Annotated in this window: 11 protein-coding genes; 5 read left to right on the top strand and 6 right to left on the bottom strand. The window is 72.1% G+C overall.

The genetic code is table 11. The features are described 5' to 3' along the window. Nucleotides 1-37: 37 nt before the first annotated feature. Nucleotides 38-2,485 (bottom strand): serine hydrolase, encoded by a 2,448-nt coding sequence (locus ACFVZH_RS27475; RefSeq protein ID WP_384901267.1) that lies wholly within the window; start codon nucleotides 2,483-2,485, stop codon nucleotides 38-40. 276 nt (nucleotides 2,486-2,761) lie between these two features. Between ACFVZH_RS27475 and ACFVZH_RS27470 the strand changes: the two genes are divergently transcribed. From ACFVZH_RS27470 to ACFVZH_RS27460, 3 genes are all read left to right on the top strand, one after another. Further along, nucleotides 2,762-3,463: a GPP34 family phosphoprotein gene (locus ACFVZH_RS27470; protein ID WP_384901265.1), complete on the top strand. Its 702-nt coding sequence runs from the start codon at nucleotides 2,762-2,764 to the stop codon at nucleotides 3,461-3,463. Nucleotides 3,464-3,650: 187 nt separating this feature from the next. After that, nucleotides 3,651-4,511: a helix-turn-helix domain-containing protein gene (locus ACFVZH_RS27465; protein ID WP_384901263.1), complete on the top strand. Its 861-nt coding sequence runs from the start codon at nucleotides 3,651-3,653 to the stop codon at nucleotides 4,509-4,511. A 178-nt stretch (nucleotides 4,512-4,689) separates the two neighbouring features. Beyond that, entirely contained in the window at nucleotides 4,690-4,890 is a 201-nt protein-coding gene (locus ACFVZH_RS27460; protein ID WP_384901261.1) for a DUF397 domain-containing protein, read from the top strand. Nucleotides 4,891-4,998: 108 nt separating this feature from the next. Here ACFVZH_RS27460 and ACFVZH_RS27455 read toward each other — a convergent pair whose 3' ends face one another. After that, complete coding sequence (locus tag ACFVZH_RS27455) at nucleotides 4,999-5,832, bottom strand: hypothetical protein (RefSeq protein WP_384901259.1); 834 nt, start codon at nucleotides 5,830-5,832, stop codon at nucleotides 4,999-5,001. 82 nt (nucleotides 5,833-5,914) lie between these two features. Here ACFVZH_RS27455 and ACFVZH_RS27450 point away from each other — a divergent pair, with 82 nt between their 5' ends. Together ACFVZH_RS27450 and ACFVZH_RS27445 are read left to right on the top strand one after the other, a co-directional pair. After that, on the top strand, nucleotides 5,915-6,697 hold the full coding sequence (locus ACFVZH_RS27450) for an SDR family oxidoreductase (RefSeq protein ID WP_384901257.1): 783 nt from the start codon (nucleotides 5,915-5,917) through the stop codon (nucleotides 6,695-6,697). 151 nt (nucleotides 6,698-6,848) lie between these two features. Then, on the top strand, nucleotides 6,849-8,384 hold the full coding sequence (locus ACFVZH_RS27445; RefSeq protein WP_384901256.1) for a sodium:solute symporter family protein: 1,536 nt from the start codon (nucleotides 6,849-6,851) through the stop codon (nucleotides 8,382-8,384). Here the strand turns inward: ACFVZH_RS27445 and ACFVZH_RS27440 are convergent. The 4 genes from ACFVZH_RS27440 to ACFVZH_RS27425 form a co-directional block, all read right to left on the bottom strand. Beyond that, nucleotides 8,369-9,487, bottom strand: coding sequence for an ADP-ribosylglycohydrolase family protein (locus tag ACFVZH_RS27440; RefSeq protein ID WP_384901254.1), 1,119 nt, complete (start codon nucleotides 9,485-9,487; stop codon nucleotides 8,369-8,371). The genes ACFVZH_RS27445 and ACFVZH_RS27440 overlap by 16 nt on opposite strands. A gap of 144 nt (nucleotides 9,488-9,631) precedes the next feature. Then, nucleotides 9,632-12,217: a bifunctional FO biosynthesis protein CofGH gene (locus ACFVZH_RS27435; protein WP_384901252.1), complete on the bottom strand. Its 2,586-nt coding sequence runs from the start codon at nucleotides 12,215-12,217 to the stop codon at nucleotides 9,632-9,634. Between the two features lie 68 nt (nucleotides 12,218-12,285). Continuing rightward, nucleotides 12,286-13,116, bottom strand: coding sequence for an LLM class F420-dependent oxidoreductase (locus ACFVZH_RS27430; protein WP_384901250.1), 831 nt, complete (start codon nucleotides 13,114-13,116; stop codon nucleotides 12,286-12,288). A 55-nt stretch (nucleotides 13,117-13,171) separates the two neighbouring features. Further along, nucleotides 13,172-13,828 carry a hypothetical protein gene (locus tag ACFVZH_RS27425; RefSeq protein WP_384901248.1) on the bottom strand — a complete coding sequence of 219 codons (657 nt, stop codon included), beginning with the start codon at nucleotides 13,826-13,828 and terminating at the stop codon, nucleotides 13,172-13,174. Nucleotides 13,829-13,844 lie beyond the last annotated feature (16 nt).

The raw sequence follows: 13,844 nt of genomic DNA, 5'->3' as shown, positions 1-13,844 counted from the left end.
GTGCCCGGCCGAGCGAGTGCTTCCTCGGCCCGGTCGCTCAGCCCACTCGCGTGAGCTTCTTGTCGAAGCCGGGCTCCGCGAGGTCGCTCTGGAGGGCGACCGGGGAGCTGACCTTGCCGGCGCCGGTGCCGATCGACACCTGCCCGACGATGTCGCCGGCCTTGCCGGAGTGCGGGACGGCCTTGCCGCCGTCGGTGAGCTCCAGCTTCACCTTGAGGCCCGGCCAGCCGATCGCCTTGAGCTCCTTGGTGGCCACGACCGGCGTCCGGCCGCCGAGGCCGTCGTCGACGTAACCGAGGACCTGGCCCTTCTTGACCACGGCGGCGGAGGTGACGTCGTTCTGGGCCTGCTGGATCAGCTTGAGGCTGTTGTCGATGGCGAGCTGGAGCTTGTCGTTGAGCAGCTTCGCGTCCTTCGCCCCCATGACGATGCCGAGGATGCGGCGGTTCTCGCCGTCCACGACGGTGCTCGCCGACCAGAGCAGGTTGCCGCCGGCGGGGGTGGAGGAGCCGGTCTTGATGCCGCTGACGCCCGGCTCCAGGAGGATGTTGTTGTTGTTCTCGATCCGGCCCGGGATGCCGTCGATCGTCACGTTCGGCATGTTCACGATCTCGCGGAACACCTCGAACTGCATGACCGCCTTCGCCAGCTTCAGCTGGTCCTGCGGGGTCGACACGGTGCTGTCGAGCAGACCGGACGGGTCGGTGTACGTGGACTGGGTCATGCCCAGCTCCTTGGCGGCGGCGTTCATCTTGGCGACGAACGCGGCCTCCGAACCGGCGTCCCAGCGGGCGAGCAGCCGGGCCACGTTGTTCGCGGAGGGGATCATGAGGAGCTCCAGGAGCTCCTTCTCCGTGTAGGTCTGGCCCTCCTGGACCTGCGCGGTCGACTCGTGCGCGGCCTTCGCCTGGTCGGCGGCCTTCTTGTCGACCGTGATCTCGGGACCGCCCGCCTTCCCCTTGATCGGGTGGTCGCGGAGGATCACGTACGCCGTCATCGTCTTGGTGACGCTCGCGATCGGGGCCGGCTTCTGCGGTCCGTACAGCCCCATGGAACCGACGCCCTCGACCTCGACGGCACCCTGGCCCTCGTTCGGCCACGGCATGGTCAGCTCGCCGCCCCCGAACGTGAACGTGGGCGCGGCGGAGAGGGTCAGCACGGGCGCGGGCAGCGGACGGACCATCTGCACGATCGCAAAGACGATCAGAACCAGCAGGACCAGCGGGGTCCAGATCCGCACCCGCCGCACGGTCGTCCGCAGCGGCGTCGGCGGCGGAGGCGGCGTGTTCGTCAGCTCCGCGAGCAGGTCGAGCGGCGGCAGTGGCGGCAACGGCTGCTGCCGCGTCCGCTCCGCCTCGACCGGCGCGGCGGGCGGCACGGGCGCGGCCTGCTGCGCGGCCGGCTTGGATGCCGCGGGCGCGGGGGCCTGCGCCTGCGCCTTGGGAGCGGCAGGGGTCGCGGGCGCGGGGGCCTGTGCCTTGGCGGCGGCCGGAGTCGCGGGCGCCGCGGCCTCCTGGGCCTTCCGCTCGGCGGGGATGTCCGGGCGCAGCGGCAGGAAGGTGCTGGTCCGCTCGCTGTCGGGGTTCCCGGTCAGATCGGCCGGGAGCTTCAGCGCGGTCGTCGGCTGGTCCACGACGGGCGGGCGGATCATCTTGAACATGGCCGTCGGCTGGTCGACGGGGCTGTCGTCGGGCTCGTCGTCGGGCTCGCCTTCGGTGGCGGCGGACTCGGCGCCACCGACAGCGTCAGCGGCGGCCTCGACAGTCGGCTCGGCCGCCGGCTTCTTCTCCCCCGCCTCGGCCGTCGGCTTCCCGGCGGCCTCGGCCACAGCGGCGTCCGGCTTCCGCGCGGCGAACCAGGACGCGGCGGGCGCCTTGTCCTCGACCGGCGCCTTGCCCTCGACCGGCGCCTTGTCCTCGACCGGCTCCTCGTCGCCCTCGTCGTCGGCCTCGGGCTCACCCTCGTCGACGTCCGGCTCGTCCTCGTCGCCGGTCTCGACGTCCGGCTCGTCCTCGGCCTCGGGCACGTCCTCGGGCTCGTCGCCCGGCTCGTCGGCCTCCGGAGCGTCCACGGAAGCCTCGGGAGCGTCCACGGCGGCCACAGGGGCCTCCACGGCAGCCTCAGGGGCCACAGGGGCCTCCTCGGCCCCGCTGTCGCCCTGGGGCTCCCCCGCGGTCGCGACCCATGCCGCCACGGCCGCCTTCAGCCGCGCGCTCTCCGGCTCGGAGTCGACGGCCGGCTCCGGGGCGTCCTCCGCCACGGCCTCCGGCGCGTCCCCGGTCACCGACTCCGAGGCATCCTCCGCGGCCGCATCCGTCGCATCCGCCACGTCCGTCGCATCCCCCGCGGCCGCGGTCGCCGCGGCCGGCTTCGGGGCGTCGTCCTCCGGCGTGCGCGGCGCCAGGGTCTTGAAGACGGCGGTCGGCTGGTCGACCTGGACCCGTGAGGCCGGCGCGGACGACGAAGGCTCTGGTTCTCGGAGCACGGAAAGCCGCGGATCCCGGCCGCCGCCGCCCGAGGCCGCCGTCTCTTGAGACGACCCCTGCTGCTCCGCCTTGTCGGGGGACTCGCCCGCCACCGTGCCTCCTCCATGCGTCATACGTACGTCCGAACCGTCTACCAGTGTCCTGTGTGAACCCCTTGGCTCCCGTGCTAGACGAGAACGACATACCTACTGGTTCCCGGATGAAGCACCCAGGCACTCTCGACAGATGAATGTGAGAGGGGTCACCCTGTCATTCATCCACGCGGGGAGGCATGGATGGGCAGGAGCCGCAGAAGTATTCCGGAAGAGCTTCTACTGCTCGCTCTGGACCCGACCACGGGTACCACAGCGCAGCCGCAGTCGCTCGACCTCGGTCTGGCCGGAGCACAGCTAGTGGAGCTGGCGCTGGCAGGCCGGATAGCCCCTGACGGGGATCGTATCGCCGTGGTGATGCCACGGCCGACCGGAGATCCGACACTGGACTCCGCGCTGGAGCTGCTGCGCAGGCGCGGCAGCCCGGTTCGGGCCGTCCACTGGATCGGCGGACCCCGACTGGGGCTCCGTCAGACGTATCTCTCGCATCTGGAGCGATGCGGCATGGTGCATGCCGTGGAGACCCAGATGTGCGGGGTGTTGCCGACGACTCGCTACCAGGCGACGGAAACGGCGATCAGTCGGGAGATCCGCTCCCGGCTGGACAGTGCGATCCGCACCGGCGTACCGCCGGACCCGCGGACCGCGGCGCTTGCCGCGCTGGCCCACGCGGTCGGTCTCGGGAAGCACCTCTACCCCGGCAACGAAGGACGGTCGTCGCGGTCCCGGCTGCGTGACCTGATCCGGCACGACCCGATGGGCGGACTCGTGGCGCACGCCGTGATGGACGTCCAGAACGGTGCCGCGGCGCAACCGCGCCGCGCTCCGGCCGCGGGCGTTCCGGCGCAGCCGCGGGGCAGCATGGCCCGCGCGGCGGTGCACTGACACCACCGCGCGAGAAGCACCAGGAACCAACCCGGGAGCCGCACAGCTGTGCGGGGCGGTCTGGACGACCGCCCCGCACATGTGCGTTGTCGTCGTTTCCCAGCGCACACCCGGCCCTAGGTGGCAGTCTGCCAAGCGTTAGATACTCACAGCTACGCAGCAGACCCCAGCCGGAGGTGCAGTTTCCGTGGCGTCCAACGTCAACCCCACCGTCAGGCGACGCCGATTGGGCCAGGAGCTGCGCAAGCTCCGCGAGGCGAAGAACATGACCGCCGAACAGGTCGCCGAGCGCCTCCTCGTCTCCCAGTCCAAGATCAGCCGACTGGAGAACGGCCGCCGCTCCATCAGCCAGCGCGACGTGCGCGACCTGTGCGGGGTGTACGAGGTCGAGGACGAGCGCATGGTCGACTCCCTCATGCAGATGGCCAAGGACTCCCGCCAGCAGGGCTGGTGGCATGCCTTCGGGGACATCCCGTACAGCGTCTACATCGGCCTGGAGACGGACGCGGAGAGCCTGCGGATGTACGAGTCGCAGATCATCCCGGGGCTGCTCCAGACCCCCGCGTACGCGGAGGCCGTGATCTCCGGCGCGATGCCGGAGTCGACACCGGCGGACATCGAGAAGCGGGTCACGGTCCGCACGCGCCGCCAGGAGCGGATCCGGGACGAGGAGCGTCCGCTGCGGCTGTGGGCGGTGATCGACGAGGGCGCGCTGCACCGGATCGTCGGCAGCCGGCAGTTGATGGTGCAGCAGCTGGAGCACCTGATCGAGCAGTCGCACCTGCCGCACGTCACGGTGCAGGTGATCCCGTTCGAGATGGGCGCGCATCCGGGGATCAGCGGGCAGTACTCGATCCTGGAGTTCCCGGACACCTCCGACTCCAGCGTCGTCTACATCGAGGGCGTGACGAGCGATCTGTACCTGGAGAAGGCGCCGGACGTCGGCAAGTACAGCGTCATGTACGAGCACCTCAGGGCGCAGGCGCTGAACGTGGACCAGACCCGCGAGTTCATCGCGAAGATGGCCAAGAAGCACGCCCAGGGCTGACTCCGGCCGACCAGGGCAGGCACCGTACACCTCGTGATCGCTCCCACGGAAGCCCAGTTGGAATATGCCACCCGGTCGTGTGAACGCCGGTCCCGTCGGCCGGGACCGGCGAGTAGCGTCGATCACGTCGGCGAGAACGTCGGCGCGACACACTCACTGGCAGAAACCGGAGTTGAGCATGGCGATCATCCAGGGTGCGACGGAGACGTGGACCAAGTCCTCCTACTCGGGCGGGAACGGCGCCTGCGTCGAAGTGAAGTCCCCGGTCATGGCCGCGATCGCGGTGCGGGACTCCAAGGCCCCCGAGGGCCCGTCCATCAACTTCGGTCCGGGATCGTGGAACGCCTTCGTCGGCGAGGTGAGCACCGGGGCCATCTGAGCCCCCGGTGCGCGCAGCCGTCACCAGCACCACCTGAAGAGCCCTCTCGTCCGGTCCGCCGTCCTGGCCGAGGGGGCTCGGTCGTTTTTCCGGGGTGCCCGGAAGCGCTCAGCGCAGTTCGTCCACGTATCGGTCCGTGCCCGGGATGGTCGGGATGAAGGGGGCGAGGAGTTCGAGGTGGGCGGTGGGGCCGCCGAGGTTTTCGAGGTCGGCGAAGTGGTCGGCCCAGGAGGTGCGGGGGTCTTGTTCGAGGAACCAGAGGAGGGTGAGGCGGGTGTCGACGCCTTCGACCTGCTTGACGTAGGTCATGCGGTCGCCGGGGAGGGGGGTCGGGCGGAAGAGGGTCACCATGGCGGCGGGTGAGCCGGCGAGGGCGCGGGGGAGGTCGCGGGTGCGGAGGCGGTCGAGGAGTTCGGATCGGGCCTGGGGGCCGTCGGCGTCGATGACCTGGAGGATCAGGCCGGCGTAGGGGTGGTCGAGGGCGTGGAAGTCGCGGGGGCCGGCGGCGCCGTCGCGGTAGACGGTCGCGGCGTGGTCCTGGAAGGCCGTGAAGACGTGGGTGCGGCTCTGGTGGACGCGGCCGTCGTGGTTGAGCCGCTTGTTGATGCCGACGGTCCACTTCATGTGGTCGTCGTAGCGGCCGTCGGTGATCCAGTACGTGGAGAGGTAGCAGCCGGCGGTGACGGGCTGGGCGACGGCGGACTTCTCCGGGCGGCGCAGTTCCTGGAGGTCGCGGGTGGCGACCCAGCGGCGGCCGGCGTACATCCAGGGCATGGCCATGGCGCCGGCGTAGTAGTGGTCGTCCTCGTACCAGCGGTTGTACGCGTACTCCTGGCCCGGATGCGGTTCGACCATGGTGATCAGCGCGTGGCCGGGCCGCACGCCGTACGGCCCGACGGCCGCCAGTTCCGCGTACGTGTCGCTGCGGGTCTCCTCGCTCACTCTCGTACCCCTTCCCAAGTCGGTGACAGGGACCTACTCTGACGGACCGTCAGATACTTGGCCAGGGTCGAGGAGGGTCCGGATGCTGCTCCAGGGGAAGACGGTCGTGGTGTCGGGGGTCGGGGCCGGGCTCGGCCATCGGATCGCCGAGACGGTGGTGCGGGACGGCGGCAACGCGGTACTGGGCGCGCGCACCGCGGCCAACCTGGCGAAGTCCGCCGCCGAGATCGACCCGGAGGGGCGCCGTACGGCGCACCGGGCCACGGACATCACCGACGAGGAGCAGTGCGGGGCGCTGGCCGCGCTCGCCGTCGAGCGCTTCGGCGGGATCGACGCGGTCGTCCACGTCGCCGCCTGGGACTCCTACTTCGGGGGCCTGGAGGACGCGGACTTCGCGACCTGGCAGGGGGTCCTGGACGTCAATCTGCTCGGCACGCTGCGGATGACCCGGGCCTGCCTGCCGGCGCTGAAGGAGCGCGGCGGGTCGGTGGTGCTGATCGGGACGCAGTCGGCGGTGGCGGCGCCCACGCAGGTCCGGCAGGCGGCGTACGCGGCCTCGAAGGGGGCGCTGACCTCGGCGATGTACTCGCTCGCGCACGAGCTGGGGCCGCACCGGATCCGGGTCAACACCGTGCTGCCGGGGTGGATGTGGGGCCCGCCGGTGCAGGCGTACGTGCGGTTCGCCGCGCACACCGAGGGGGTGCCGGAGGAGGAGATCCTCGCCCGGCTCACCGAGCGGATGGCGCTGCCGGAGCTGGCGACGGACGGGGACGTGGCGGAGGCGGCGGCGTTCCTCGCCTCGGACCGGGCGCGGGCGATCACGGGCCAGTCGCTGCTGGTCAACGCCGGGGAGCTGATGCGCTGACCCGCATCCGAAAGTTCACACTCATGAACAAGGGTCAGTAAGCAGAACGATTTTACTGGCCCTTGACTCTCCCCTGCATTGTCCGTGCCTTGCAACTCCCCACACCATGAACCGCGTTCACAAGACGGACCGGATCTCATGGAGGGGCGCAATGAACAGTCTCGACTGGGCCGTGCTCATCGGCTACTTCGGCGTGATGGTCGCGATCGGCGTCTGGTCCCACAAGCGCGTGGACACCGTCTCCGACTTCTTCACCGCGGGCGGCCGGATGCCCTGGTGGCTCTCCGGCATCTCGCACCACATGTCGGGCTACAGCGCCGTGATGTTCACCGGCTACGCGGGCATCGCCTACACGTACGGCGTCACCTCCTACGTCACCTGGTCCTTCCCCATCGCGATCGGCATCGCCATCGGCGCCCACCTCTTCGCGCCCCGCCTCAACCGGCTGCGCTCCCGCCTCCGGGTCGCCTCCCCGCTCGAATACCTCAAGGACCGCTACAACCTCCCCACCCAGCAGGCCCTCGCCTGGTCCGGCGTCCTCCTGAAGATCGTCGACGTCGGCGCCAAGTGGGCCGCCATCGCCACCCTGCTCTCCGTCTTCACCGGCATCTCCCTCGACCAGGGCATCCTCATCACCGGCGTCGTCACCGGCGTCTACTGCACGGTCGGCGGACTCTGGGCCGACGCCCTCACCGAACTCGGCCAGTTCGTCATCCAGCTCCTCGCCGGCGTCGCGATGCTCGTGGCCGTCCTCGGCAAGCTCGGCGGGTTCAGCGCGCTGTGGACCGTGTGGGACCGTCCCGAGCTCCAGGGCCACACCGCGCCGACGGCCGGCCCGTACACGCTGACCTTCCTCCTCGCCTACCTCTTCATCAAGACCTTCGAGTACAGCGGCGGCATGTGGAACCAGGCCCAGCGCTACATGGCCACCCCGTCCGCCCGCGAGGCCACCCGCTCCGGCCGGCTCTCCGCCGTCCTCTGGTTCGTCTGGCCGCTCGTCCTCTTCTTCCCCATGTGGTGCGCGCCGCTGCTCGTCGACCCGAAGAAGCCCGACGGCTCCGACGCCTACGCGCTGATGACCGAGCAGCTGCTGCCGCACGGCCTCCTCGGCCTCGTCGTCGTCGGCTTCTTCTCGCACACCATGGCCATGTGCTCCTCCGACGCCAACGCGATCGCGGCCGTCTTCACCCGGGACATCGCGCCCGTCCTCAGCAAGGCGGCGCGGAGCTGGACGCAGCGGGCCGGGCTGCTCGCCGCCCGCTGGTCGACGATCGCCTTCCTCGGGCTGTCGATGGCGGTCGCCACCCAGGTCGACTCCCCCACCTTCAAGGACATCATCACCGTCGTCATCAAGTGGGTGGCCGGCCTCATGGGGCCGATCGCGATCCCCTTCATGCTCGGGCTGCTGCGCACCTTCCGGAAGTCGGGCCCGACGGCGGCGCTCGTCTCCTGGGCGGCCGGGCTCTTCGTCTTCTGGCTCACCAACTACGGCCTCGACGGCGTCGAGCTCCAGATCCAGATCGTCTCGCCGCTCGCCACGTCCCTCGTCCTGTACGTCCTCATCGGCTTCGTCCGGCCCGAGGACACCCCGGAGCGGGACGCGCTCCTGGACCGGATCGGCTCGGACGGCGGCGGGACCGGGATTCCCGCCCAGGCGGGCGAGCGGGCCGATCAGCCCCTCGGGTAACGCGCCAGCCAGCCCGGCGAGGACTCGGCGGCGGTGTGCAGGGCGGCGCCCTGGGTCATCTCCATCGAGAAGTCGTCGGCCAGCTCCAGGACCGTCGCACGGCCCTCCAGTTCGGCCAGCCAGGCCGGCGGGAGGGCCGTCTCGCCGTGCAGGGTGCCGAGCAGGGCGCCGGTGAGCGCGCCGGTCGCCGGCGACGGCCCGTCGTGGTTCACCGCGAGCCGCAGCCCGTGCCGTACGTCCTCGCCGACCAGGGCGCAGTAGACCGCGGCGGCCAGCTGCCCCTCCGCCCGGTCCTCGGCCGCCCCGAGGGCGGCGACCCGGTCCGCGTCCGGCGCCCCCTCCCGTACGGCCGCGAGGGCCCGGCCGAGCGCCTCGGTGACCGGCTCGTGGCCGGGGCGCGCCGCGAGCTGCTCCAGGGCCCGGGCGACGGCGGCCTCGACGGAGCCGCCGCGGGCGAGCCCGTGGACGGTGACGGCGAAGGCGCCCGCGGCGAGGGTGGCCGCCGGGGCGCCGTGGGTCTGGGCCGCGCATTCGACGGCGAGCTGGCAGACGAGCTGCGGCTCCCAGCCGACGAGGAGGCCGAAGGGGGCCGAGCGGACGAGCGCGCCGGAGTCGGCGGCGTCCGGGTTCTTGGGCTTGGCGAGGGTGCCGAGGTGCTCGTCGCCGAGCCCCGTGAGGCAGGCCCGGGGCGGGTTACGGCGGGCGTACAGCCACTCCTCGCAGGCGAGCCAGCCGTTGTCCTTGCGGCGCTCGTCGGGGCCCCAGTCGCGCTGGGTGGCGGCCCAGCGCAGATGGGCCCGGTGGACGTCGGTGGGCGGGTGCCACGCGCCGGTGTCGCGGCGGACCTGGGCGCGGATCAGGCCGTCGACGGTGAACAGGCCCATCTGCGTGGCGGCGGTGACGGCGCCCCGGCGGCCGAACGCGGGCGCCGGGTCGCCGAGTCCGTCAGGTCCGTACGCCTCGCGGAGCTCCGCCAGCGTCAGCTCCGCCGCCCCGGCTCCCAGCGCGTCGCCCAGCGCCCCGCCCAGCAGACAGCCCCGCACCCGTGCCCTGAAGTCCTGCTGCTCGGCACGGCCCCACACGGCTGCGGCTGTCGTGGCCACGACGTGACCTCCCCCGGTCGGCGGTTCGCTGACGGTTCCTCGCCGCACTGTAATCGACCGGGTACGCGCGATCAGGGGCCGGAACGTTATGTGATCCGACGCCCTTCAGGCGACTTTTGACCGCAGTTCACCGGGAACCGCGGGCTACTCCGCGGGCAGGACCGGCAGCAGTTCGGGGAGGTGTCCGTCCGAGGCGCGTGCCGTGCGCTGCCGCTCCTGCGGCACCGTGCCGTACAGGGTCGTCCGGGGCTTCGCCGGGCGGCCCGCCGCCTCCGCGATGGCCTCGAGGTCGCGGATGGAGCGGTAGGAGCCGTAGCTGGAGCCGGCCATGCGGGAGATGGTCTCCTCCATGAGGGTGCCGCCGAGGTCGTTGGCGCCGGAGCGGAGCATCTCGGCGGCGCCGTCGGTGCCGAGCTTGACCCAGCTGGTCTGGATGTTGGGGATGTGGGGGTGGAGGAGGAGGCGGGCCATCGCGATGACCGCGCGGTTGTCGCGGGCGGTCGGGCCGGGGCGGGCGATGCCCGCGAGGTAGACCGGCGCGTTGGTGTGGATGAAGGGCAGCGTGACGAACTCGGTGAAGCCGCCGGTCTCCTGCTGGATGCGGGAGAGGGTGCGGAAGTGGCCGAGCCAGTGCCGGGGCTGGTCCACGTGCCCGTACATCATGGTGGAGGAGGACCGGATGCCCAGCTCGTGGGCGGTGGTGACGACCTCGATCCAGGTGGCGGTGGGCAGTTTGCCCTTGGTGAGGACCCAGCGGACCTCGTCGTCGAGGATCTCGGCGGCCGTGCCGGGGATCGAGTCGAGTCCGGCCTCCTTGGCGGCGGTGAGCCACTCGCGGATGGACAGGCCGGTGCGGGTGGCGCCGTTGACGACCTCCATCGGGGAGAAGGCGTGCACGTGCATGCCGGGGACGCGCTTCTTCACCGCGCGGGCGATGTCGAAGTAGGCGGTGCCGGGCAGGTCGGGGTGGATGCCGCCCTGCATGCAGACCTCGACGGCGCCGACGTCCCATGCCTGTTCGGCGCGGTCGGCGACCTGGTCGAGGGAGAGGGTGTAGGCGTCGGCGTCGGTACGCCGCTGGGCGAAGGCGCAGAAGCGGCAGCCGGTGTAGCAGACGTTGGTGAAGTTGATGTTCCGGGTGACGATGTACGTCACGTCGTCGCCGACGGCGGCCCTGCGGACGTCGTCCGCGATGCGGGTGAGCGCGTCGAGCGCGGGCCCGTCCGCGTGCAGCAGGGCGAGCGCCTGCGCGTCGGTCAGCTTCGTCGGGTCGTCGGCGGCGACGGCGAGCGCCTCGCGGACGTCGCCGTCGACCCGCTCGGGGACCATGCCGGGCGCGGCGGCCTCGCGCAGCGACTCCCAGTCGCCGTAGACCTCGTCGAAGTCGTCGCGGCGGTCGTGCGTGCGGCCCGTGGTGTCGATGGTGTGGTGCAGATCGGTGCGGCCGGCCGCGGTGAACGCCTCGTCGGGCTCCTGCCAGGGCAGGCCGCGCACGGGCGCGTCGGGGTCGGCGAGGCCGGTCTCGGGGTCGGCGAGGGCCCGCACGTGCGGGAGGAGCCGGGGGTCGAGCCAGGGCTCGCCGCGGGTGACGAACTCGGGGTAGACGCAGAGCCGTTCGCGCAGTTCGAAGCCGGCGTCGGCCGACCGGGCGGCCAGCTCCTCGATCCTGGGCCAGGGCCGCTCGGGGTTGACGTGGTCGATGGTGAGCGGCGAGACCCCGCCCCAGTCGTCGATGCCGGCGGCGATCAGCCGCTCGTACTCGGAGTCCACCAGGTTCGGCGGCGCCTGGAGGCAGGCGGACGGCCCCATGATGAGCCGGGCGACGGCGACGGTGGCAACCAGGTCGTCGAGTTCGGCGTCGGGCATGCCGCGCATGGCCGTGTCCGGCTTGGCGCGGAAGTTCTGGATGATCAGTTCCTGGATCGAGTGGTACGCGCGTGCCACCCGCCGGAGCGCGAACAGCGACTCGGCCCGCTCCTCCAGGGTCTCCCCGATGCCGAGCAGCAGCCCCGAGGTGAAGGGGACGGAGGACCGGCCGGCGTCCTCGAGGACCCGCAGCCGCACCGCCGGCTCCTTGTCGGGGGACCCGTGGTGGGGGCCGCCCGGCTCGGACCACAGCCGGGTCGCGGTCGTCTCCAGCATCATGCCCATGGACGGCGCGACGGGCTTGAGGCGCTGGAAGTCGGTCCAGGAGAGCACGCCGGGGTTGAGGTGGGGCAGCAGCCCCGTCTCCTCCAGGATGCGGATCGCCATGGCCCGTACGTACGCGATGGTGTCGTCGTATCCGTGCGCGTCGAGCCACTCGCGGGCCTCGGGCCAGCGGTCCTCGGGCTTGTCGCCGAGGGTGATCAGGGCTTCCTTGCAGCCGAGTTCGGCGCCGCGCCGGGCGATGGCGAGGACCTCGTCCGGCGACATGAACATCCCGTGGCCGTCCCGGCGGAGCTTCCCGGGCACGGTCACGAACGTGCAGTAGTGGCACTTGTCCCGGCAGAGCCGGGTGAGCGGTATGAACACGCTCTTCGAGTACGTGATGACCCCTGGCCGCCCGGCCGCCTCCAGGCCGGCGTCGCGGACCCGTCCCGCGGAGGCCACCAGGTCCGTCAGGTCGTCGCCGCGCGCCCGCAGCAGCACGGCCGCCTCGGCGACGTCGAGCGCGACCCCGTCCCTGGCCCGCTTGAGGGCGCGTCGCATGGCGTTCTCGGTGGGGCGGGCTGCCTGGTGATCAGTCATGAACCGAGCATACGAGCGGGCGGGGCGGGGAATGTTCGAGTCTCCGCAGGAAGGCCCACCGCCGGTCCTCAGAGGTACCGCGCGTACGCGTCCAGGACGCCCAGCACCTCCGTCTCGTCGCCCGGGGGCAGCTGGAGGACGACCTCCTCGCAGCCGAGTTCCGCGTAGTGGGCGAGTTTGCCGGGACTGGGGAGGACGGCGTACGGGACGATCCGGAGGGTCTTGGGGTCGCGGCCGGCGCGCTCCCAGACCTCGCGCAGGACGGGGAGGGACTCGCTCAGGCCGCGGCCGCCGATGGGCATCCAGCCGTCGGTCTGGGCGGCGATCCGGTCGAAGAGCCGGGGCCCGGCGGCGCCGCCGAGGAGGACCCGGGGGGCGCCGCCCGCGGGCTTGGGCCAGGCGTGCGAGGCCCGCACCGAGTCGCCGGTGCCGCCCGTGTACGCCGTGGGCTCGGGGGCCCACAGGGCGCGCATGAGGTCCAGCCGGTCGCTGCTGAGCGCGCGGCGGGTGGACCAGTCGACGCCGTGGTCGGCGGCCTCCTCCCGGTTCCAGCCGTAGCCGACGCCGAGGGTGAAGCGGCCGCCGGAGAGGTGGTCGAGGGTGGCGATCCGCTTGGCGAGCGCGATCGGGTCGTGCTGGGCGAGCAGGGTGACGCCGGTGCCGAGCCCGAGCCGTTCGGTGACGGCGGCGGCCTGGCCGAGGGCGACGAAGGGGTCGAGGGTGCGGCCGTACTCCCGGGGCAGCTCGCCGCCCACCGGCCAGGGCGTGGCCCGCTCGACCGGGATGTGGGTGTGCTCGGGCAGGTAGAGCCCGGCGAACCCGCGCTCTTCGAGCTCGCGCGCCAGCCGCACCGGGGTGATGGTCTCGTCGGTCAGGAAGATCGTGGTCGAGATCCGCATACCGGCACGGTAGGGCGTGGCGGCGGGTTTTCCGAGGGCCGCGACGGGCCGGCCGTCAGGAACGGGCCGGGTCCACCGCCCGCTGCTCCGCCGCCAGGTCGCCGTACCCGCCGTGCTCCCAGACCTTCTCGCGGAAGCGCTGGAGGGTGAGCGGGGTGCGGTCCTCGCCGGGGACGTCCTCGAAGTGGACCGTGCCGCAGCGGTGGCAGTACCAGCCGAGCGACCAGAGTTCCTCGGCCTGGTGGCGGCGGCGGGTGATGCGGGTGAAGGCGGTCCGGCGCCGCGCGACCAGGGTGAACACGAGGACGGCGACGAGCAGCGCGAGCGCCGAGATCCAGCCGAGGAACTCGTAGGCGGGCGGATCGGCGGGGACGTCCTGCGGCAGCAGTTGCCAGCCGCCGAGCTCCTGCGGCTCGTGCGCGGGGTCCTCGCGGAACCACTTGCCGGCGAGGACCCCGCCCAGGAAGGTGCCGACGGAGACGGCGCCCGCGAGGACGCCGAGGCAGCCGATCGCGTACGTCGGCGGCTCGGGCACCGGAGCGAGCGCGTCGGAGAGCGCGGTGCTCACCGTGCGGGTCACGGTCCGCATGTCGCCGTCGCGGTCCCGTTCCCGGCTGGTGACGGCGTTCCGGCCCGCGAGGTACACGGCGGGCACGGCCTGCACCAGGTCGTCGCGGTCGCAGCCCGGACAGATCGTGCTCGTACGGCTCATGGTTCCCCCCTGGTCC

The organism is Streptomyces sp. NPDC059534 (assembly GCF_042743475.1).
Lineage (GTDB): Bacteria > Actinomycetota > Actinomycetes > Streptomycetales > Streptomycetaceae > Streptomyces.
Note: the sequence above shows the minus strand (reverse complement) of the source record. Positions and strands in the feature narration are given on the sequence as shown.

Coding starts and splice junctions, on each gene's coding strand:
- ACFVZH_RS27445 (WP_384901256.1), top strand. CDS start 6,849: ATGAACAGTCTCGACTGGGCCGTGCTCATCGGCTACTTCGGCGTGATG.
- ACFVZH_RS27470 (WP_384901265.1), top strand. CDS start 2,762: ATGGGCAGGAGCCGCAGAAGTATTCCGGAAGAGCTTCTACTGCTCGCT.
- ACFVZH_RS27425 (WP_384901248.1), bottom strand. CDS start 13,828: ATGAGCCGTACGAGCACGATCTGTCCGGGCTGCGACCGCGACGACCTG.
- ACFVZH_RS27430 (WP_384901250.1), bottom strand. CDS start 13,116: ATGCGGATCTCGACCACGATCTTCCTGACCGACGAGACCATCACCCCG.
- ACFVZH_RS27435 (WP_384901252.1), bottom strand. CDS start 12,217: ATGACTGATCACCAGGCAGCCCGCCCCACCGAGAACGCCATGCGACGC.
- ACFVZH_RS27450 (WP_384901257.1), top strand. CDS start 5,915: ATGCTGCTCCAGGGGAAGACGGTCGTGGTGTCGGGGGTCGGGGCCGGG.
- ACFVZH_RS27460 (WP_384901261.1), top strand. CDS start 4,690: ATGGCGATCATCCAGGGTGCGACGGAGACGTGGACCAAGTCCTCCTAC.